The organism is Burkholderia sp. MSh2, assembly GCF_000731655.1.
In the GTDB taxonomy this organism is placed as follows: Bacteria; Pseudomonadota; Gammaproteobacteria; order Burkholderiales; family Burkholderiaceae; genus Burkholderia; species Burkholderia paludis.
Genome location: NZ_JPGM01000024.1, coordinates 102128 through 122913, shown reverse-complemented (window position 1 = coordinate 122913; position 20786 = coordinate 102128). Strand labels below are relative to the sequence as shown.

Genomic DNA, 20786 nt, shown 5'->3' with positions numbered 1-20786 from the left:
TCCTTGCAAGTACATTGCGAGCGATCCTGTTTCCCGACCAGGGGACGCATTCGACGCGGCATCGTTTCCCCTTTGCAGACAACGGCAGCACATCAACCTGTGAGGTGTCTATGAAGTTCGGCGTGTCCTTTCTGCCCGATACCGGCCCGGCCGACCGCTCAGCGGCCGACTACTACGCACACGCGCTGAAGCTCAGCGCGCTGGCGGACCGGCTCGGCTACACGTACGTGAAGATGACCGAGCACTACCTGAAGCCGTACGGCGGCTACAGCCCGTCGCCGCTGATGTTCCTCGCGGCCGCGGCCGCGCGGACCGAATCGGTCCGCCTGATGACGGGCGGCATCCAGGCGTCGTTCCACCATCCGATCCAGCTCGCCGCCGAGGCCGCCCAGCTCGACGCGATCTCGAACGGGCGGCTCGAACTCGGTTTCGCGCGCGCATTCCTGCCGTACGAGTTCGACGCGTTCGGCATCGATCTCGATTCGAGCAAGGCGCGGTTCCAGCAGACGATCGACGCGACGGTGCGGCTCCTGTCCGAGGAATCGGTCAGCGAGGACACGCCGTTCTTCCGCTACCAGGACGCGCACTCGCTGCCGCGCCCGACGCAGCAGCCGCGCCCGCCGGTCTGGGTCGCGGCGCTGCTCACGCCGTCGAGCTTCGAGTGGATCGGCGAACGCGGCTTCAACCTGCTGATGGCCGCGCCGCCGCGCAAGGCCGCGCTCGCGAAGACGCAGGAGATGGTGGCGCTCTATCGCGACACGTTCGCGCGTCACCACGGCCACACCGGCCGCCAGCCGCAGGTCGCGATCAGCATCCCGCTGATGATCGGCACCTCGGACGCGCACGCGCTGGCGCTCGCGGAGCCGCGCCTGCGCCATCACTGGCGCTATTTCGCGGAAGCCGCGAAATCCTGGGAGCAGGTGCAGTCGTCGGCGTACCAGGGCTACAACGAGGCGATGAAGAACAAGATGGGCGGCATGGACACGGCCGACCTCGACGCGACCGCCGTGCTCGGCACGCCCGAGACCGTGCGCCAGCGCATCCGCGCGCTCGAAGCCGATCTCGGCCTCGACACGATCCTGTGGCACATCGACTACGGCGCACAGCCGTACGAGCTGATGAGCAACAACCTGGAGGTGTTCGCCCGCGACGTGCTGCCGGGGCTGTGACGCCATGCCGATCGATTCCGGAGCTACCGCGAACCCGCCCATGACACCGTCCCTGTCGCTCGACACGATCGTCGTCGGCGCCGGCATCGGCGGCCTTGCCGCCGCGCTCGCGCTGCGCCGCGCCGGCCATCGGGTCACCGTCCTCGAGCAGAGCCGGGCCTTTCGGGAAGTCGGCGCCGGCCTGCAGGTCGTGCCGAACGCCACGCGCGCGCTGCGCGCGCTGGGCGTGCTCGACCGGCAGCGGCTGGCGGCCGTCGCGCCGACGGCGACGATCCGCCGCCGCTGGCAGGACGGCAGCCTGCTCGGCACGTTCCCGCTCGGCGCCGACGTCGAGGCCGCCTTCGACGCGCCGTACTGGAACGCGCATCGCGCGGACCTGCACGCCGTGCTGCTCGACGCCGTGCGCGACCCGCTCACGGCCGGCCCGCCCGCCGTCGTACTCGGCGGCGTCGCGGTGCGCGGGCTCGACGCCTGCGGGCCGGACGGCGCGACGGTCGTCGATGCGGCGGGCACGCGCTGGCGCGCCGATCTCGTCGTCGCGGCGGACGGCATCCATTCGACGCTGCGCCAGACGCTGCTCGGCGACGACGCGCCGCATTACAGCGGCGACGACGCGTATCGCGCGCTGATCGACGCCGACGCGATCGATCCGGGCTCGCCCGTCCACGAGATCGTCGCGGAGCCGCAGGTGACGATCTGGCTCGGGCCCGGGCGGCACGCGATCCATTACTGGGTGCGCGACCGCCGACTGCTGAACCTCGTCGTGATCGTGCCCGGCGACGGCAGCACGCGCGAATCGTGGAGCAGCAAGGGCGACCGCGCGACGCTCGAGGCCGAGCTCGACGGCTGGGATCCGCGCCTCGTCGGGCTGATCCGCTGCGCGTCGGACCTGAGCCGCTGGTCGCTGCACGACCGCCAGCCGCTCACGCGCTGGGTATGGGACAGCGTGTGCCTGCTCGGCGACGCCTGCCATCCGATGCTGCCGTACCAGTCTCAGGGCGCCGCGCAGGCGCTCGAGGACGCGGTGGTGCTCGGCCGGTGCGTGACCGGGCTCGCGTCGAAGGACGCGCTCGGCGCGGCGCTCGTCGAGTACCAGCGCCTGCGGATCGACCGCAGCGCGCGCATCCAGCTTGCCTCGGCCGGCAACGGCGGCGTGTTCCACCTGCCGGACGGCCCCGAGCAACAGGCGCGCGACGCCGAGCTCAAGTCGCGCCGCGCGGACTTCAAGTCCTACCAGTGGACCTGGGCCGACGCCTATCCGCGCTGACGCCCGCCCCGGCGCCGCGCGGATCGCCGCGCGGCGCCGGCCCCTTCTTGCGACAGGACCGCATCATGCAGAACACCGTGGACATTGCGCAGCAACTGAAACAGGCGATGCGCGGCGTCGCCGCCACCGTCACGATCGTCACGACCGGCGGCGCGGACGCCGACGCCGCACCGTACGCGCTGACCGCCAGCTCGTTCACGTCGGTCGCGCTCGATCCGCCGACCGTGCTGGTGTGCATCAACCGGCGCGCCAGCATTCATGCGTCGATCACCGGCCGCCGGCGCTTCTGCGTGAACGCGCTGCGAAGCTGCCACGTGCCGCTCGCGCTCGCGTGCAGCACGACCGGCTCCGACGCGCGCTTCGCGCACGATGCGTGGCGCACCGACGCGGCGACCGGCCTGCCCTATCTCGAGAACGCGCAGACCTCGTTCTTCTGCGACACGCTCGAGCAGGTCGAGGTCGGCTCGCATTCGATCCTGGTCGGACGGGTCACGCGCGTCGCGATGTCCGACGACGTCAACCCGCTGATGTACGTCAACGGCGCGTTCGCCGCCGTCCGCTCGCTGCCGCACGATGCCGGCGCCGGGCGATGACCCGCTCGATGCGTGCGTCACGCGTGATGCCGCGCGCAATCGTTGCGTGCGCTGCAGTTACGCCGCGCGCGCGTATCCCGCACTACCATTGCGCCGCATGCACGCGATGAAACGGAGAAGCCGATGGCACCCGACCTGAACCTGCTGATTTCGCTCGACGCGCTGCTCGAAGAGGGCAGCGTCGTCGGCGCCGCACGCCGCATGAACCTCAGCCCGCCGGCGATGAGCCGCACCCTCGCACGCATCCGCGAAACGGTCGGCGATCCGATCTTCGTGCAGGCGGGCCGCAAGATGGTGCCGACGCCGCGCGCGCTCGAGCTGCGCGGCGTCGTCCGCGAGACCGTGGAGCGCGCGTCGCAGTTGCTCGCGCCGTCCGCGGAAATCGATCTCGGCACGCTCGACAAGCAGTTCAACGTGCGCGCGAACGACATCTTCGTCGGCCTGCACAGCAGCCGCCTGCTCGAGGAAATGGCGCGCGGGATGCCGCGCGCGATGCTGCGCTTCATGCCCGAGGAAGACGACATCGACGACGACGCGCTGCGCAGCGGCCGCATCGACCTGTTCATCAGCGCGTCGCGCCGCCTCGGGCCGGAGATCCGCGTGCAGCCGCTGTTCACGACCACCTTCGTCGGCCTCGCGCGCCACGACCACCCGATCTTCGACGACGACATCACGCCCGAGCGGTTCGCCCGCTGGCCGCACATCGGCGTGTCGCGGCGCGGCAAGTCGGCGGGGCCGATCGACGACGCGCTGGCCGCGCGCGGCCTCGCGCGGCACGTGCTGCTCGTCGTGCCGACGCCTTATGCGGCGATCTTCTCGCTGCAGGCGTCCGACCTGATCCTGCCGCTGCCCGAGCATCTCGCGCGCGGCGCGGTGCGCTCCGGGATCGGCGTGCGCATGTTCGAGCTGCCCGTGCCGCTCGAAACCGTGCTGATCACGCAGGCCTGGCATCCGCGCTTCCAGAGCGACCCCGCGCACCAGTGGCTGCGGCGGGTCGTGCGCGGGCTGTGCATCGGGCAGCCGGCGCTGCATCCGGCGCATGCGTGACGCATGCGTCACGCACACTCGTCGAGTGCAAAGACGTCACTGTTCCGCACGCATGGCTCGACCGTAGACTGGCCTCATCCTTTCTCACGGAGCGAGCGCAGTGCATGAAGCAGCCGATCAGACGCGCGCCGTCGCGTCGCCGACCCGCCGCCTGAATCGCGCGGCCGCGGCGCTGATCGCGCGCATCGACATCTTCACGCCGCGCGGCGCGTATGTCGCGCGCTCGGTCATCGCCGCCGCGCTCGCGCTCGGCGTCGCGTACCTGCTCGAACTGGAAACGCCGTACTCGGCGGCGTCGACGGTGCTGCTCGTGGTCAATCCGGTGCAGGGCGCCGTGATCGGCAAGGGCGTCTGGCGCGTGGTCGGCACGATCGCCGGGATGGTCGTCGCGTTCGTGCTGATGGCCTGCTTCGCGCAGAAGCCGCTGCTGTTCATCCTCGGTTTCGCCTTCTGGCTCGGCGTGTGCGTCGCGGGCATGACGCTGCTGCGGCACTTCCGCGCGTCGGGCACCGTGGTGGCCGGCTACACGATCGGCCTCGCGACCTACGGCGCGATGCTGCATCCCGAACTGACCTTCGAACACGTGATCGGACGCGGCTCGACGGTCGCGATCGGCGTGCTGTGCCTGAGCCTCGTGTCGATGCTGCTCGGCACGCGCGACGTGCACGCGAAACTCGAGACGCTGGTGGCGCGCGTCGCGGCCGACGTCGCGCGCGTCATCGCCGCGCAGCGCAACGGCCTCGCGGCGGCGCCCGCCGACGACAAGCGGCACGCGCTGTTCACCGGCATCTATGGCATCGACGATCTGCTCGCGCTCGGCAAGGCCGAATCGGAGGATCTCGCGCAGCGCGCGGCCGCCGTGCGGCACGGGATGGCATCGCTGTTCGGCGCGCTCGCGGGCGGCATGCCGCCGCTGCCGGCCGACAGCCCCGGCGCGCGTGCGGTCGCGGCGCTGCAGCCGCAGCTCGCGGCCGCGTGGCAGGCCGCGGCCGACGCGCTGGGCGAAGGCCCCGGCGGCGCCGGGCGCGCGCACGCGCTGCTCGGCGACGCGCGCGACCGGCTGCGCGCCGCGCTCGACGGCATCGCACTCGGCGATCCGCGCGACGAAGCGGCCCTGCTGATCGCCGGCGAGCGGCTGATCGAACAGATCGACGACTACCGCGCCGCGCTCGACGGCCTCGTCGAACTGCAGCGCCCGAGGCCGGGCTATCGGCCGGCGCGGGTGCGCTTTCATCGCGACACGGGCGCGGCCGTGCGCAACGGCGTGCGCTCGGCCTGCGCGATCCTGATCTCGGGCGCGTTCTGGCTCGTCACCGGCTGGAACCAGGGTGACATGATGCTGCTCGTCGTCGCACCCTACTGCGCGCTGCTCGCGACCGCCGGCAACCCGGCCGCCGGCGCGCAGGCGTTCATCAAGGGCACCATCCTGGCCGTGCCGGCCGCGTTCGTGTGCGCGTTCGGCATCCTGCCGCGCATCGAGGGCTTTCCGCTGCTCGTCGTCGCGCTCGCGCTGTTCTGGATGCCGGGTATCTACGCGACGAGCGTGCCGCGCACCGCGCTCGCGGGGCTCGCCTATCTCGTCGCGTTCAACACGCTCACCGGCGCCACCAATCCGTTCCGCCCCGACTTCGCGCTGTTCCTCAACCAGTCGGTCGCGTGGGTGCTCGCCACGTTCCTCACGCTGCTCACGTTCCGGCTGATCCTGCCGCGCAACCTGGCCACCGACGCGACGCGCCTGCGCCGCACGATCCGCGACGACACGCTCGCGCTCATGGCCGGCAAGCGGGTCGCGGCGGCGGGCTGGCAGCAGCGCCAGCAGCACCGCATTGCCCAGCTCGGCGCGCTGCTCGCCGGCCAGCCGGCCGCGATGACGCAGGCGAGCATCGAGGCGCTCGCGGCGCTGCACGTCGGCAAGGAGCTGCTGCGGATTCGCCGCGGCGCCGCGCGCGACGGCCTGCCCGCCACCGCGCAGCAGCGCGTGCGCGCGGGGCTCGCCGGCCTCGCGCGGCACGCGGCCGCCCCCGCGCGCGCGGCCCGCCATGCGCGGCGCGCGGCGCACGCCCTCGCCGGCCTCGCCGCCGCGCAGCCGGGCAACACCGACCTGAAGGGGCTGATGGCCGCCTTTGCCGACGTCCATGTGCTGCTGCACACGTACGCCGCCTATTTCACCGCCGTTCCGGAGCGCGCCCGCGATGCTCAGTGAATTCCCGCTGGCCGGCATCTACCTGCCGCCGTTCTTCGTCTATGCGTGCGCCACCGTGCCGCTCTACCTGGCCGTGCGCGCGCTGCTCGCCCGGCTCGGCGTGCTGCGCCGCGTGTGGCACCCGGCGCTGTTCGAGTTCGCGATTTCGCTCGTGCTCGTCGCCACGCTCATCCTCTATGTGTAACTTCACGTCGAAACGTATCGCGTCATGTCGCTCAAACCCCTCACCCGCTCCCTGCTGACGCTCGCCACGGTGGCCGTCGCGATCGTGCTGGTCGCCGCGCTCTGGCATGCCTATGTCCTCGCACCGTGGACGCGCGACGCGCGCGTCAGTGCGCACGTCGTGCGGATCGCGCCCGAAGTGTCCGGCACCGTCGTCGAAGTCGCCGTGGTCGACAACCAGCGGGTCGCGAAAGGCGACGTGCTGTACCGGATCGATCCGCAGCGCTTCTCGCTGGCGGTGGAACAGGCGGAGGCGCAGGTCGCCTCGACCGCCGAGACGGTGCGCCAGAAGCAGGACGAAGCACGGCGGCGCACCGGCCTCGACGATCTCGTGCCGCGCGAGGACATCCAGCGTTCGAGCCGCGCGGTGGCGATCGCGCAGGCCGAGCATCGCAAGGCGCTGGCCGCGCTCGACGTCGCGAAGCTCGACCTCGAGCGCACGACGCTGCGCTCGCCGGTCGACGGCTACGTGACGCAGCTGCGCCTGCGTCACGGCGACTACGCGGTCGAGGGCAAGCCCGGCATCTCGGTGCTCGACGCGCACAGCTTCTGGATCACCGGCTATTTCGAGGAGACCAAGCTGCGCCGCATCGCGACGGGCGCCCCCGCGACGATCCGGCTGATGGGCTTCGATCCGCTGCTGAGCGGGCACGTGACGAGCATCGGCCGCGGCATCGCGGACGAGAACGGCACGCTCGACGAGCTCGGCCTGCCGGCCGTCAACCCGACCTTCAGCTGGGTGCGGCTCGCGCAGCGCATCCCGGTGCGCATCGAGATCGACCGGGTGCCGGCCGGCGTGCTGCTGGCGGCGGGCATGACGTGCAGCGTCGAGGTCGGCGAACACGGGCGCGAGCGCACGCCGCGCGGCCGGCTCGCGGCCTGGCTGCACGGATGGATGTGAGGGAGGCGACGATGCGACGCCCGTTTCCCCCGTTGCGCGCGCCGCGCCGCGCCACCGCCCTCGTCGTCGCCTGCGCGTGCGCGCTCGCCGCGTGCACGACCGTCGGCCCCGATTACGTGAAACCGCAGCCTGCGCATCCGCCCGCCTGGGCCGCGCCGCGCAACACGGTGCCGGCCGATCCCGCGCAGTTGCAGGACTGGTGGCGATCGTTCGGCGACGCGCAGCTCGACGCGCTGGTCGCCCAGGCGATCGCGCACAACCAGGATCTCGCGATCGCGCAGGCAAGGCTGCTGCAGGCGCGGGCCGAACGCGACCAGATCGCGAGCCGCCTCGGCCCGACCGCCACCGCGGGCGGGAACGCCGAGGCGCTGCGCTCGTCGCGCTCGCTCGAGTGGCCGCCCGGGATCGGGCAGTCGCGCACCTACCGGCTCGGCTTCGACGCGTCGTGGGAACTCGACCTGTTCGGCGGCACACGGCGCGCGATCGAATCGGCGGACGCGCAGCTCGATGCGCTCGACGACGATCGCCACGCGATCCTCGTGAGCCTGCTGGCCGAGCTCGCGTCGGATTACGCGGAGCTGCGCGCGACCCAGGAGCGGCTGCGGATCGCGACCGACAACGTCGCGAGCCTCGACGCCACGCGGCAGCTCACCGAGCGCTCGAACCGGCGCGGCCTCGGCACGTCGTTCGCGGTCGCGCAGGCGAGTGCCGAGCTGCAGCTCGCGCAGGCGACGCTGCCGCCGCTGCAGCGCGACGTCGCGCAACTCTCGCATGCGATCGGCGTGCTGGTCGGCGGCTTCCCGGAGACGCTGCGCGACACGCTGGGCGCGCCCGGCGCGACACTGCCGGTCGCGCCCGCGCTGCCCGTCACGCTGCCGTCGGACGTGATCCGCGAGCGGCCCGACATCCGCGCCGCCGAACGGCGGTTCGCCGCCGCGACCGCACAAATCGGCGTCGCGCGCGCCGAACAGTTTCCGCATTTCGCGATTCCGCTCAGTCTCGGCACGACAGCCAGCCTCGTGCAGGACCTATTCTCGGGCGCGAGCGTCGCGTGGTCGATCGCGCTCGAGGGCACCCAGACGCTGTACGACGGCGGCCGCGCAAAAGCCGGCGTCGACGCCGCGCGCGCGGCGGCCGAAGCCGCACGGCTCGCATACGAGCAGCGCATCCGCATCGCGTTTCGCGAGGTGGAGGACGCGCTGGTCGCGATCGGCGCCGCGCGCGACCGGCAGGCCATGCTCGCCGCGGCGGTCGACAGCAGCCAGGATGCGCAATCGCGCGCGACGCGGCTGTACCGCAACGGCCTCGGCGAATACCTGTCGGTGCTCACCGCGCAGCGCGCGACGTACCGCGCCCGCGATGCGCTCGCGCTCAGCCGGCTCGCGCAGGTGCAAGGCGCGATCGCGCTCTACAAGTCGCTCGGCGTCGGCTGGCGCGCCGCGCCGCCGGTCGCGCAGGCCGACACACCGCCGGCGGCCCCGCATTGAACGCCGCCCCGACGCCGCGACGCTTCGGCGTCGCTCATCCACTGGAGATACCTCGATGCCCGCTCTCGATCCGAACGCCTTCGCGTTACACGACATCCAGCGCTTTCCCGTCTGCGTGTTCCGCGCCGAACACGCGACGCCGGGCTACGCGCTCCGCTGGGAACGCGAGATCGACACGCTGATGCGCCACGGCGAACCGTTTGTCGTCGTCTACGTCGAACTCGCTACCGACGAATCGCAGGACGACCGCAAGCACCGCGCGATCTGGCTCAAGCAGAACAAGGCCGAGCTGGGCGCCGTATGCAAGGCGCTCATCAGCGTCGAACCCGATCCCGAACGGCGCGCGGAAGTGGCCGAGCACGGCGAGGTCGCCGTCAAGGCATTCGGGATTCCGCATCATGCGGTGGCGTCGTTCGAGCAGGCCGTGTCGCTTGCCGAGCGGCTCACGCGGCCGCACCCGGGCAGCGACGCAGCGCAGGCCGGCCGGCCGGCATGACCCGGCCCGCGCTGCATCCGCCACCGACACGACGAGGGCCGGCATGCGCTACCCATCCCTGACGATCGCGAGCTCGCACACGCTCGCGTCCTGTCCGTCGCGCCGCCCCGATCCGGGCGAGATCCTGTTGTGGCGGTTGCGCGGCGAATGGCAGCTCCTCTCCAGCGAGCAAGGCCATCTGTGCCTGTCGAAGTCGGAACTGCGGCGCGCCAGGACGCATCCCAATCGCGCGCACGGCCGCCGGTTCGCGATCAGCCGATCGGCCCTGCGCATGATCCTCGGCACGCTGGCCGGCCGCGCGGCCGACGCACTGACGTTGATCGAGCGCGACGCCAGCCATCTCGCGATCGCGGACTGCGATCTGCTGGACGGGCTCGACGTCGTGGTCGGCCACGCCGGCATCTGGATCGTCATCGCGATCGCCGCCGGCCCGCTCGGGCTGGGCATCGCGCAGACCGGCACCCTCGCCGATCCGGCGTTCCGCGACCGGCTTCGGCTGGACAGCCTCTCGAACGCATGCGGAGCCGGGCACGGCGCCACGCCCGCGTCGCTGGCGCCGGCCGCGGGGCCGTTCCGTGCGGTCGAGACGCCGCATGCGGGCAACTGGCATCTGCTGGACATCCCGCTTTCCGGCGCGGCCTGCGCGGCTACCATTGCCGCGCGCCAGATCGACCGGATCCACGCGGTCGGCTGGCGCGGCGAGCGGGATCACTGGCTGGCCGACCGGGACCGGCACCTGCAGGCCACGGCGGCGCGCGGCGCGTCAGCCTGCGTCACGACCGGTTAGGCGTCACCGCCCGCACGTAGCACGTAGCACGCAGCACGCAGCACGCAGCACGCAGCACGCAACACATTGCCCGCCGCGGCGCTTCCCGCCCCCGGAATCGCCGAAGGGAGCCGTTCATGGGAGCACGCAAAGGTTGCCGGCCATGGGAGCGCCCGGACCGGCATCCACCCCGCTCGCGCATCGCTCCCGTCTTTCTCCCTCCATCGAACCTCCATCTTTCCGTACAAAAACCTCCATCGGGCGCACGCACACTGCGTTCCGACAATGCGGGCCGTTGGGAGCCTGCGTCCGATGGAGTCCACATGAAGAATCAGAAACGAGCCTGCACCAGCGCCGTGTGCGCGCTGGTGGCGGCGATGCTGGCGGGCTGCGGGCCCACCGAACAGCAGGCCGCCGCGCCGGCCATCCCGGTTGCGGCGATGACCGTGGCCGCCACGCCGCTCGACGTGAGCGAAGACCTGCCTGGCCGCGTCGCGGCCGTGCGGATCGCCGAAATCCGGCCGCAGGTCAGCGGCATCGTGCAGCGCCGCCTGTTCGAGCAAGGCACCGAAGTCCGCGCCGGCCAGCCGCTGTTCCAGATCAATCCGGCGCCGTTCAAGGCCGACATGGATACGGCAGCGGCGGCTCTGCAACGCGCGGAAGCCGCGCTCGCACGGGCCAAGGTGCAGACCACGCGACTGAAGCCGCTGGTCGAAGCCGACGCGATCAGCCGGCAGGTCTACGACGATTCGGTATCGCAGCGCGACCAGGCCGCCGCCGACGTCGCGCAGGCCCGCGCGACGCTCGCACGACGCCAGCTCGACCTGAAGTTCGCGACCGTCGAAGCGCCGATCGCGGGCCGCATCGACCAGGCCCTCGTGACCGAGGGTGCGCTGGTCGCCAGCAGCGACAGCCAGCCGATGGCTCGCATCCAGCAGATCGACCAGGTCTACGTGGACGTGCGCCAGCCGGCCGCGTCGCTCGAATCGCTGCGCGGCGCGCTCGCGGCAAAGCCCGACACCGCGGGCAACGGCCTGCCGGTCGACGTGCTGCGCGACGACGATACGCGCTACGACGTGAAGGGCCGCATGCTGTTCTCGGGCGTCAACGTCGATCCGGGCACCGGCGACGTGCTGCTGCGCGTGCTGGTCGACAACCCGAAGCGCGAGCTGCTGCCGGGCATGTACGTGCGCGCCCGCGTTCCGCGCGCGCACTACGCGAACGCGCTGATGGTGCCGCAACAGGCCGTCGTGCGTGCCGGCGGCAAGCCGCAGGTCTGGGTGCTCGACGCGAAGGGCGCGGCGCACCTGAAGGCCGTCGAAGTCGGCGAGCTGACGAACCGCAGCTACCGCATCAAGTCGGGCCTGCAGACCGGCCAGAAGGTCGTCGTCGAAGGCATGGAACGCCTGGTCGACGGCGCGCCGGCCGCCGCGACCGACTGGAAGTCGCCTGACGCGGCCGCCACCGCGTCCGCGCACTGAGCCACGAGGAGCATCCAGTCATGGCTGAATTCTTTATCCGCCGCCCGGTGTTTGCCTGGGTGATCGCGCTCTTCATCATCCTGACCGGGTTGATCGCGATCCCCCAACTGCCGGTCGCGCGCTACCCGTCGGTCGCGCCGCCGTCCGTCACGATCACCGCGAACTACCCGGGCGCCACGCCGCAGACGATGAACGACGGCGTGCTGAGCCTCATCGAGCGCGAGCTGTCCGGCGTCAAGAACCTGCTGTACTTCGAATCGTCGGCCGATACGTCCGGCTCGGCGCAGATCACCGTGACCTTCAAGCCCGGCACCGATCCGGCGCTGGCGCAGGTCGACGTGCAGAACAAGATCAAGTCGGTCGAGCCGCGCCTGCCCGCGGCCGTGCGCCAGAACGGGCTGATCGTCGAATCCGCGTCGTCCGGCTTCCTGATGATCGTCAGCCTGCGCTCCGACAACGGCCGCTTCGACGAAGGCGCGCTCGCCGACTACATGGCGCGCAGCGTGTCCGAGGAGCTGCGGCGCGTCGACGGCGTCGGGCGCGTGCTGCAGTTCGGCTCCGAACGCGCGATGCGCATCTGGGTCGATCCGCAGAAGCTGATCAATTTCGGGCTGTCGATGAGCGACCTGACGACCGCGATCGGCCAGCAGAACGTGCAGATCGCGCCGGGCAGCCTCGGTGCGTTGCCCGCGCTGAAGGGCCAGCGCGTGACCGTGCCGCTCACCGCGCAGGGCCAGCTCACGACGCCGGAAGAGTTCGCGAAGGTCGTGCTGCGTGCGAACGCGGACGGCTCGAAGGTCGTGCTCGGCGACGTCGCGCGCGTCGAACTCGGCTCGCAGAACTACACGTTCGTGAGCCGCGAGAACAACAAGCCGGCCACCCTCGTCGGCGTGCAGCTCGCACCGGGCGCCAACGCGGTGAAGACCGCGGACGCGATCCGCACTCGCATGGCCGAACTGAGCAAGTCGATGCCGTCGGGCATGACCTACTCGATCCCGCTCGACACGTCGCCGTTCGTGAAGATCTCGATCGAGAAGGTGCTGCACACGCTGCTCGAAGCGATGGTGCTGGTGTTCCTGGTGATGTACCTGTTCCTGCAGAACGTGCGCTATACGCTGATCCCGGCCATCGTCGCGCCGGTCGCGATGCTCGGCACGTTCACGGTGATGCTGCTGACGGGTTTCTCGATCAACGTGCTGACCATGTTCGGCATGGTGCTCGCGATCGGCATCATCGTCGACGATGCGATCGTGGTCGTCGAGAACGTCGAGCGCCTGATGGCCGAGGAAGGACTGTCGCCGAAGGACGCGACGTCGAAGGCGATGAAGGAAATCACCGGTGCGATCGTCGGCGTCACGCTGGTGCTGACCGCGGTGTTCCTGCCGATGGCGATGGCAAGCGGCTCGGTCGGCGTGATCTACAAGCAGTTCACGATGTCGATGGCCGTGTCGATCCTGTTCTCGGCGCTGCTCGCGCTGACGCTCACGCCGGCCCTGTGCGCGACGATGCTCAAGCCGCTCGAACCGGGCCACCACGAGAAGCGCGGCTTCTTCGGCTGGTTCAACCGCCGCTTCGATCGCCTGACGAAATGGTACGAAACGCGCGTCGGCCGCCTGGTTGGCCGCACGGGTCGCGTGATGCTCGTGTTCGTCGCGATTTCGGGCGCGCTGGTGTTCGGCTTCCGCAGCCTGCCGTCGTCGTTCCTGCCGGACGAGGACCAGGGCTACTTCATCACCAGCTTTCTGCTGCCCGGAGACGCTACCGCCGAGCGTACGCATGACGTGGTCAAAACGCTGGAGAAGCATCTTGCTTCGCGTCCGGCAATCCGGTCGAGCATTTCCGTGATCGGCTACGGCTTCTCGGGCCAGGGCCCGAACGCGGCGATCAACTGGTCCGTGATGAAGGACTGGAAGGACCGCGGCGACTCGTCGACGCTCGAGGAAGGCATGCTGGCCCAGCAGGCGATGGCCGGTGTGACCGAAGGCACGGTGATGAGCCTGCTGCCGCCGGCGATCGACGAACTCGGCAACAGCTCGGGCTTCTCGATGCGCCTGGAAGACCGCGCCAACCAGGGCACGGCGGCGCTCAAGGCGGCTGAAGCGAAGCTGCTCGAACTCGCCGCGCAAAGCAAGGTCGTGACCGGCGTGTACCCGGACAGCCTGCCGGCCGGCACGAGCATCCGGCTCGAGATCGACCGCGCGAAGGCGCAGGCGCTCGGCGTCTCGTTCACGACGATCAGCGACACGTTGTCGACCGCGATGGGTTCGACCTACGTGAACGACTTCCCGAACGCGGGCCGCATGCAGCAGGTGATCATCCAGGCCGATGCGCCGGCGCGCATGCAGATCGACAAGGTGATGAAGCTGTACATGCGCAACGCGGCCGGCGGCATGGTGCCGCTGTCCGAGGTGGTTCGCCCGGTGTGGACCGAGACGCCGCTGCAGATGGTGCGCTTCAAGGGTTATCCGTCCGCACGGATCTCGGGCACGGCCGCCCCCGGCCAGTCGAGCGGCGCCGCGATGGCCGAGATGGAGCGTCTGGCCGCGCAACTGCCCCCGGGCTTCGCGGTCGAGTGGACCGGTCAGTCGCTGCAGGAACGCCAGTCGGCATCGCAGGCGCCGATGCTGATGGCGCTGTCGATGATCGTGGTGTTCCTGGTGCTCGCCGCGCTGTACGAAAGCTGGTCGATCCCGCTGTCGGTGATGCTGGTGGTGCCGCTCGGCCTGATCGGCGCGATCGGTGCGGTCCTGCTGCGCGGCCTGCCCAACGACGTGTTCTTCAAGGTCGGGATGATCACCGTGATCGGCCTGTCCGCCAAGAACGCGATCCTGATCGTCGAGTTCGCGAAGCAGTTGCGCGAGGAAGGCAAGGGGCTCGTCGAAGCAGCCGTGCAGGCTTCGAAACTGCGCCTGCGCCCGATCCTGATGACCTCGCTCGCGTTCGGCCTCGGCGTCGTGCCGCTGATGATCGCGACCGGCGCCAGCGCCGAGACGCAGCACGCGATCGGCACCGGCGTGTTCGGCGGCATGGTGACCGCCACCGTCCTGGCCATCTTCTTCGTGCCGGTTTTCTTCGTGTTCGTGATGAGCATCCAGGAACGCATCGCGGCCTGGCAGGCATCCCGCAAGAAGCCCGCCACCGTGACTCACGAACAACAAGGTTGACGCCATGCGATTGCTCATTCTTACCGCGGCCGTTTCCGCCGCGCTCGCGCTGTCGGCATGCTCGATGGCGCCGAAGCTGGTCAAGCCCGAGATGCCGGTGCCGACCGCCTATACGACCGCTGCCGCGGCCGACCAGCATGCGAACGCGGCCGATCTCGGCTGGCGCACGATGTTCGGCGACCGTCGCCTGCAGCGCCTGATCGAGCTCGCGCTCGAGAACAACCGCGACCTGCGCCTGGCCGCGCTGAACGTGCAGGCCGCCGAAGCGCAGTACGGCATCCAGCGTTCCGCGCGCCTGCCGTCGATCGGCGCCGGCGCGAGCTTCACGCGCCAGCGCACGCCGGCCGATTCGCAGTCGAACCCGCCGGTGTTCGAGACGACGCAGAACCAGTACGGCGTGAACGTCGGCGTGAGCGCGTTCGAGATCGACCTGTTCGGCCGCGTGAAGTCGCTGTCCGACGCGGCGTTCGCGCGTTACCTCGCGACCGATCACGGCCGCCGCGCGGTGCAGATCGCGCTCGTCGGCTCCGTGGCCAACGCGTATTTCGCCGAGCGGCTCGCGCAGGAACAGCGCGCACTGTCCGAGCGCACGCTGAACGACTGGCGCCAGTCGCTCGATCTCGCGCGCCGGCTCAAGCTCGCGGACCAGGCGAGCGGCGTCGACATCGCGCAGGCCGAAGGCCAGGTCGCGAGCGCCAGCGCCGATCTCGAAGCGCGTTCGCGCGCCGTCGAGCAGGCGGGCAATGCGCTGCGGCTGCTTGTCGGCACCGACCTGCCGAAGGACCTGCCCGACCCGCTGTCGCTGGAACGCCAGCCGGTGATGACGCAACTGCCGGCCGGCCTGCCGTCGGAGTTGCTGTACCGCCGGCCCGACCTCCAGCAGGCCGAGCAGAACCTCGTCGCCGCCAACGCGGACATCGGCGCGGCGCGCGCGGCGTTCTTCCCGCGCCTGTCGCTGACTTCGTCGATCGGCTTCCTGAGCCCGGGGCTGGGCAGCCTGTTCGCCGGCGGCCAGAATGTGTGGAGCTTCGCGCCGCAGGTCACGCTGCCGATCTTCCAGGGCGGCCGGCTGCGCTCCGAGCTGGACCTCGCGGAAGTGCGCAAGTCCAGCGCGGTCGTCGAGTACGAACGCGCGATCCAGACCGCGTTCCGCGAAGTGGCCGACGGCCTCGCCGGGCGCGAGACGTTCAGCCGCCAGATCGATGCGCAAAACCGCGTGGTCAGGAGCGCCGAGCGCCGCACCGATCTCGTGAACCTGCGCTATCGCGCCGGCATCGAGGATCGGCTGGAACTGCTCGACTCGCAGCGGCAACTGTACGCCGCGCGCCAGTCGCTGCTGGATCTGCGCAGCGCCGAACTGGGCAACGCGGTCGCGCTCTACAAGGCGCTCGGCGGCGGCCTGGTCGACACCGACGTCCTGCCCGCCAGCAGCGTGGCGGCACCCTGAGCCCCGGCGTCGCCGCCGCTGCGCGCGCGCGACGACCGAAAGCACGGCCGGTGCCGGCGGCGCAGGTGTCGCGCCGCCGACCCGCCGACAGGCCACGTTCACTTCCGGTGAAACCCATGAACCCTTTGATACTGATCGCCGAAGACGATCCCGAAATCGCCGAGATCCTCGACGCCTATCTCGCGCACGACGGTTTCCGCACCTATCGCGTCGACCACGGCCAGGCCGTGCTCGACGTGCAGCCGGTGCTGAAACCCGACCTGATCCTGCTCGACGTCAGGATGCCGAAGAAAGACGGCTGGGAAGTGCTGGTCGAACTGCGTCGCCGGGGCGATACGCCGATCGTCATCATCACGGCGCTCGACCGCGAAATCGATCGCCTGCAGGGGCTGCGCTTCGGCGCGGACGACTACATCACGAAGCCGTTCAATCCGGCCGAGGTGGTCGCACGCATCCGGGCGATCCTGCGCCGCTTCGAAACGGCCACGTCGGGGCGCTTCATCAAGGTCGGCAACCTTGAAATCGATACGCAAAGCTATCTGACCACGGTCCGCACGGACACCGGGGAAACCATCGTCTCGCTGACGCTGACCGAATTCCGGCTGCTCGCGCACCTGGCCGGCTCGCCGACCCGCGTGTTCACGCGCGGCGAACTGATCGATGCGTGCCTCGCCGACGTCGATGCGCTCGAACGCACCGTCGACAGCCATATCAGCCGGCTGCGCAAGAAACTCGAAGGCGCCGGCGCGTCCGGAACGCCGGAAGTGATGCGCGGCATCGGCTACCGGCTGCGCAGCAGCCGATGAATGCGCGTCGCGACGCGCGGCCGCGCGTCGCGCGGGTATTCGGCCTGCTGACGGCCGCCGTCGCGCTGACGATCGCGGCTGGCGGGTTCGTCGTCTACGGGCTGGTCGCGATCGTCTCGTCCGCCGTGAACGACCACACGCTCGCCGCCGTGATCCGCGAGACGCCGGACTACCTGGTGCTCGCGGCGCTGCTGCTCGCGGGACTGGTTCGGGCGCTCGTCGATCTCGCCGGACTGGTGCGCGGCACCCGGACCTCGCGGTAACGGTTCTCGGCCGGTCTGGTCTCGCCGGGCCGTCGATCGCTTGCCGGATGCGTTCATGCGTCCGGCATGAATCGTCTTTCGCGACGTTTCGCGACGGATTGACTCACGTCACTTTCCTCCGGATTCCGGGCTTGCACCCGCTCCGTGCAGCGCATATACATTGGATTGCGCCCGGACGTTTCACCCGATTCGCACCGTCGCATCGATTCGGCATCCGCATCATGCCGCCGCATCGTTTCATGAAGCCAGCCTCACGATTCCCGTATCACGTTGTTCGACGCATTATCCCGCGCGGCGTTTTGATTTACGAAACGATCCGCAGCGGATATCGACGGCGACGCCATACCGCGATCCCCGCGAAGCCGATCCGCACGCAAGCATCGGCTTCGCGGCTGCCTGCGCATCATCACGATTCACGGATTCCGTGTACGACCTCGCCGGTCGACCTGATGTTCCTTTTTAAAACAATCGCGATCAATGCAATAAAAACTGAAAAGGATCGGACCATGTTCCATCGAAACCAGCTCGGATGTGCGTGCTGCAGCCCGCATTTGCTGGCAGGCGCTCTCGGCCAGAGCGAGACCGAATGGCAGGACCTGCTCAAGGAATTGAGCCAGCTCGAAGCGCCCGGCGCGCCCGAGGCCGTCATCTTTCACGGCGGGCTGATCTACCCGGACCCGGAGGATTGCAACACGCGCGTCGAAGCGCTCGGTATCGCCGACCACAAGGTCGTCGCCACGGGTACGCTCGACGAGGTGCGCCAGCGCATTCCCCACGCGCGCGAGCAGGCGCTCGATTCGGGCCATACCTTGCTGCCCGGCCTGATCGAACCGCACGCGCATCTGCTGCCCAGCGCCGTGTTCCTCACCGAGCCGTGGCACGCACTGTCGCCGTTCGTCGAACAGAAACTGGATCCTGCCTACAGTGCCGAGGCCATCGGGGAGAAGCTCAGGAAATTGGCCGACAAAGCGCTGCCCAATGGAAAAAATGGCGAAAAGTGGGTGTGCGGCAGCGGCGTCGACCCGTCGCTGATGGTCAAGTGGGTGGATATCGACCGCGAATGGCTGGACCAGATCAGCACGGACGTATGCCTGTTCCTGATCAATGCCTCCGGGCATCTCGGCTATGCCAACGGCGCCGCGTTGAAGGCCGCCGGCCTCGAGGCCAGTTTCCCCAAGGGCGTGCTGACCGAATCGCAGGTCACGCTGATGACGAACACCGTCCCGCGCCCGACGCCGATCGCGTTGCTGTCCGCCTTGCGGAAGGTGATGTCGAATGCGAACGAGCGCGGCATCACCACCCTGTTCGACGCCGGCGTGGGAATGGGGCTGGGGTTCTATGAAGTGGTCCTGTTGCAGGCGCTGGCGAGCACGCCGTGGATGACGGTGCGCATGGGTGGCGCGTTGTTCGGCAACAACGACCTCGCGCCGCTGTGGCTCAACCAGTTCAAGCCGCAACTGAACAGCCCGCCCGAATCGCTGTTCACCATCCGCGCGATGAAGCTGATCGCCGATGGTTCCAACCAGGGCCTGACCGGCCTGCAAAGCGCGCCGTACAAGTGCTGCGCCGAGCACAGCGTGCCCGGCGTCGGGCCGAACGGCCTGTTCAATTTCACGCCGATCGATTCGCTCGCGCAGATCATGCAGCAGGTGGATGCGGCGGGCTGGCCGATCCTGGTCCATGCGAACGGCGACGAGGGGATCGCCAACGTACTGGCCGCCTACCAGCTGGTGCTGAGCAAGGTTCCCGAGCCCGCTTCGTCCGCGCCCGCGCCGGATGCGCAACCGGAACCGTTGCGCCATCGGCTCGAGCATGCGTCGCTGCTCGACGACGACGATCTGCGCACCATGAAGCGGCTGGGCATCTCGCCCAGTTTCCTGATCGGCCACGTGGGCTACTGGGGGCGCGCGTTCCGGAACACCATTCTCGGCGCAGACCGCGCGCAGAAGCTCGACCGATGCAAGTCGGCGCTGCGCGAGGGCCTGCGCGTGAGCCTGCACAGCGATCACTTCGTCTCGCCGCTGGGGCCGTTGCGTTATATGGACCAGGCCATGTGGCGGGCGATGGAAGCCGACCCGGAACTCGCGACGCTCAACGCGGCCGAGTGCCTGAGCGCGCCCGAGGCGCTGCGCGCGGTGACCATCGACGCGGCGTGGCAATGCCACCTCGACGATCAGGTCGGTTCCCTGAAGGAGGGAAAGCAGGCCGACCTCGTGATCCTGGAGCGCGATCCGCTGCAGGTCGTACCCGGCAATCCTTATCAGTTGCGCGATATCAGCGTGCGGCAGACATGGGTCAGCGGGCGCAAGGTTCACGACGTCACCTGGAAAAAGGAACACCAGTAAGCGGTCGCGCGATGTGCGCGACCCGACGCGAAGCGGCACGGCTATCACTTCCACCAGGACCAGGAGAAACACGATGACCTTCAGGATTCTCAGTTGCGACGGCGGCGGCATTCGCGGGTTGATCACCGCGCTGCTCATCCAGGACCTCGACAAGCGAAGCGGGATCGTCGCGAAAGCGGACGGCTTCGCCGGCACGTCCACGGGCGGCCTGATCGCCCTGGGGCTCGCGCGTGGCGCGCCCATTGCGGAGATCGTCGACATCTACCGCACGCAGGGCGCGACGATCTTCAAGAAAAACGGCGTGTGGCTGGAACAGCAGCAAGCGTTCGAGCAGGGCGCCGTGCAGGCCGGGCCCGGCCTGCGCGCGTGCGAGTATGTCAACACCGGGGTTCAGCAGATCGCTAACAAGTTGCTCGGCACTGCCACGCTGACCGACCTGTCCCGCTTCGTCGCGATCAACTCGGCGCGCCTGTGGGATCCGTCCACGAAAAGCTGGACGCCCTGCACGTTCTCCAACGGCGCCAGGAACCCGTACCGGAACATCCGCCTGTCCGACGCCGCGCTTGCGACGTCGGCCGCGCCGACCTATTTCCCGCCCTACGAAATCGCCGGCCTCGGCTACTTCGCCGACGGCGGCGTGTTCGCGAACAACCCGTCGGTGGCCGCCATTGCCGAAGCACTGGGCAACGGGCTCGCGGGCAGCCTGAACGACGTGCGCCTGCTGTCGCTCGGCACCGGAACGAGCCCGCAGGGCATTCCGCCCGATGCGGTCGGCAATCCGTTGAACTGGGGCGTCTCGACGTGGCTGTGGCCGTTCGCGAGCGGGAACGTGCCGGCCGCGGCGTTGCTCGGGCTGACGATGGACACCACGGCTGCGATCGCCGCGAACCAGGCCGAACAGATACTGGGCGGCGGCTATCAGCGCGGCAATTTCCTGCTCGGACAACCGATCGGCCTGGACGAGTGGGAGAAGGTGCCGGAGATGGAGCAGGAAACCCGCGCGTACATCAATTCCGCCGCGTGGCAGCGCGTGTGCGAATGGGTGGAGACTCACTGGCGCTGATCGCGCGCCGACCGCCGGCCGTCGCTTGCCACCGGCGACGGCCGGCCTCGCCGCTGCCCGGGCGGC

Annotated in this window: 17 protein-coding genes; all 17 read left to right on the top strand. The window is 69.8% G+C overall.

What is annotated here, in order from left to right; genetic code table 11:
- Positions 1–122: 122 nt before the first annotated feature.
- The 17 genes from GQ57_RS16455 to GQ57_RS16375 all read left to right on the top strand — a co-directional run bounded on the left by GQ57_RS16455 (position 123) and on the right by GQ57_RS16375 (position 20720).
- Positions 123–1169 carry an LLM class flavin-dependent oxidoreductase gene (locus tag GQ57_RS16455; RefSeq protein WP_235212767.1) on the top strand — a complete coding sequence of 349 codons (1047 nt, stop codon included), beginning with the start codon at positions 123–125 and terminating at the stop codon, positions 1167–1169.
- A gap of 40 nt (positions 1170–1209) precedes the next feature.
- Positions 1210–2436 carry an FAD-dependent monooxygenase gene (locus GQ57_RS16450; protein WP_031401579.1) on the top strand — a complete coding sequence of 409 codons (1227 nt, stop codon included), beginning with the start codon at positions 1210–1212 and terminating at the stop codon, positions 2434–2436.
- A 65-nt stretch (positions 2437–2501) separates the two neighbouring features.
- The gene (locus GQ57_RS16445) at positions 2502–3029 is read left to right on the top strand and encodes a flavin reductase family protein (protein WP_031401578.1); all 528 of its coding nucleotides are present in this window, start codon (positions 2502–2504) and stop codon (positions 3027–3029) included.
- 123 nt (positions 3030–3152) lie between these two features.
- A complete protein-coding gene (locus GQ57_RS16440) occupies positions 3153–4076 on the top strand; it encodes a LysR family transcriptional regulator (protein ID WP_031401577.1) in 924 nt (307 codons plus the stop codon).
- A gap of 100 nt (positions 4077–4176) precedes the next feature.
- A complete protein-coding gene (locus GQ57_RS16435; RefSeq protein WP_034198422.1) occupies positions 4177–6279 on the top strand; it encodes an FUSC family protein in 2103 nt (700 codons plus the stop codon).
- Positions 6269–6463, top strand: coding sequence for a DUF1656 domain-containing protein (locus GQ57_RS16430; protein ID WP_031401575.1), 195 nt, complete (start codon positions 6269–6271; stop codon positions 6461–6463). The genes GQ57_RS16435 and GQ57_RS16430 overlap by 11 nt, the downstream gene beginning before the upstream one ends.
- A gap of 24 nt (positions 6464–6487) precedes the next feature.
- A complete protein-coding gene (locus GQ57_RS16425; protein WP_031401574.1) occupies positions 6488–7402 on the top strand; it encodes a biotin/lipoyl-binding protein in 915 nt (304 codons plus the stop codon).
- 11 nt (positions 7403–7413) lie between these two features.
- Positions 7414–8889 (top strand): efflux transporter outer membrane subunit, encoded by a 1476-nt coding sequence (locus GQ57_RS16420; RefSeq protein WP_034198421.1) that lies wholly within the window; start codon positions 7414–7416, stop codon positions 8887–8889.
- 55 nt (positions 8890–8944) lie between these two features.
- The gene (locus GQ57_RS16415) at positions 8945–9385 is read left to right on the top strand and encodes a hypothetical protein (protein ID WP_034198420.1); all 441 of its coding nucleotides are present in this window, start codon (positions 8945–8947) and stop codon (positions 9383–9385) included.
- Positions 9386–9428: 43 nt separating this feature from the next.
- A complete protein-coding gene (locus GQ57_RS16410) occupies positions 9429–10172 on the top strand; it encodes a hypothetical protein (RefSeq protein WP_052001342.1) in 744 nt (247 codons plus the stop codon).
- Positions 10173–10474: 302 nt separating this feature from the next.
- On the top strand, positions 10475–11632 hold the full coding sequence (locus tag GQ57_RS16405; RefSeq protein WP_031401570.1) for an efflux RND transporter periplasmic adaptor subunit: 1158 nt from the start codon (positions 10475–10477) through the stop codon (positions 11630–11632).
- Between the two features lie 20 nt (positions 11633–11652).
- On the top strand, positions 11653–14796 hold the full coding sequence (locus GQ57_RS16400) for a multidrug efflux RND transporter permease subunit (RefSeq protein WP_034198419.1): 3144 nt from the start codon (positions 11653–11655) through the stop codon (positions 14794–14796).
- Between the two features lie 4 nt (positions 14797–14800).
- Entirely contained in the window at positions 14801–16243 is a 1443-nt protein-coding gene (locus GQ57_RS16395) for an efflux transporter outer membrane subunit (protein WP_034198418.1), read from the top strand.
- Between the two features lie 116 nt (positions 16244–16359).
- Positions 16360–17049: a response regulator transcription factor gene (locus tag GQ57_RS16390; protein ID WP_031401567.1), complete on the top strand. Its 690-nt coding sequence runs from the start codon at positions 16360–16362 to the stop codon at positions 17047–17049.
- Positions 17046–17312: a hypothetical protein gene (locus tag GQ57_RS16385; protein WP_034198417.1), complete on the top strand. Its 267-nt coding sequence runs from the start codon at positions 17046–17048 to the stop codon at positions 17310–17312. The genes GQ57_RS16390 and GQ57_RS16385 overlap by 4 nt, the downstream gene beginning before the upstream one ends.
- 131 nt (positions 17313–17443) lie before the next feature.
- Positions 17444–19657 (top strand): amidohydrolase, encoded by a 2214-nt coding sequence (locus GQ57_RS16380; protein ID WP_235215078.1) that lies wholly within the window; start codon positions 17444–17446, stop codon positions 19655–19657.
- Between the two features lie 73 nt (positions 19658–19730).
- Positions 19731–20720 carry a patatin-like phospholipase family protein gene (locus tag GQ57_RS16375; protein ID WP_034198415.1) on the top strand — a complete coding sequence of 330 codons (990 nt, stop codon included), beginning with the start codon at positions 19731–19733 and terminating at the stop codon, positions 20718–20720.
- The last annotated feature ends 66 nt before the right edge of the window (positions 20721–20786 follow it).

Excerpts from the sequence above, each read along its gene's own strand:
- GQ57_RS16450 (WP_031401579.1), top strand. The coding sequence starts at position 1,210 with ATGACACCGTCCCTGTCGCTCGACACGATCGTCGTCGGCGCCGGCATC.
- GQ57_RS16445 (WP_031401578.1), top strand. The coding sequence starts at position 2,502 with ATGCAGAACACCGTGGACATTGCGCAGCAACTGAAACAGGCGATGCGC.
- GQ57_RS16440 (WP_031401577.1), top strand. The coding sequence starts at position 3,153 with ATGGCACCCGACCTGAACCTGCTGATTTCGCTCGACGCGCTGCTCGAA.
- GQ57_RS16430 (WP_031401575.1), top strand. The coding sequence starts at position 6,269 with ATGCTCAGTGAATTCCCGCTGGCCGGCATCTACCTGCCGCCGTTCTTC.
- GQ57_RS16425 (WP_031401574.1), top strand. The coding sequence starts at position 6,488 with ATGTCGCTCAAACCCCTCACCCGCTCCCTGCTGACGCTCGCCACGGTG.
- GQ57_RS16420 (WP_034198421.1), top strand. The coding sequence starts at position 7,414 with ATGCGACGCCCGTTTCCCCCGTTGCGCGCGCCGCGCCGCGCCACCGCC.
- GQ57_RS16415 (WP_034198420.1), top strand. The coding sequence starts at position 8,945 with ATGCCCGCTCTCGATCCGAACGCCTTCGCGTTACACGACATCCAGCGC.
- GQ57_RS16410 (WP_052001342.1), top strand. The coding sequence starts at position 9,429 with ATGCGCTACCCATCCCTGACGATCGCGAGCTCGCACACGCTCGCGTCC.
- GQ57_RS16405 (WP_031401570.1), top strand. The coding sequence starts at position 10,475 with ATGAAGAATCAGAAACGAGCCTGCACCAGCGCCGTGTGCGCGCTGGTG.
- GQ57_RS16400 (WP_034198419.1), top strand. The coding sequence starts at position 11,653 with ATGGCTGAATTCTTTATCCGCCGCCCGGTGTTTGCCTGGGTGATCGCG.
- GQ57_RS16395 (WP_034198418.1), top strand. The coding sequence starts at position 14,801 with ATGCGATTGCTCATTCTTACCGCGGCCGTTTCCGCCGCGCTCGCGCTG.
- GQ57_RS16390 (WP_031401567.1), top strand. The coding sequence starts at position 16,360 with ATGAACCCTTTGATACTGATCGCCGAAGACGATCCCGAAATCGCCGAG.
- GQ57_RS16385 (WP_034198417.1), top strand. The coding sequence starts at position 17,046 with ATGAATGCGCGTCGCGACGCGCGGCCGCGCGTCGCGCGGGTATTCGGC.
- GQ57_RS16375 (WP_034198415.1), top strand. The coding sequence starts at position 19,731 with ATGACCTTCAGGATTCTCAGTTGCGACGGCGGCGGCATTCGCGGGTTG.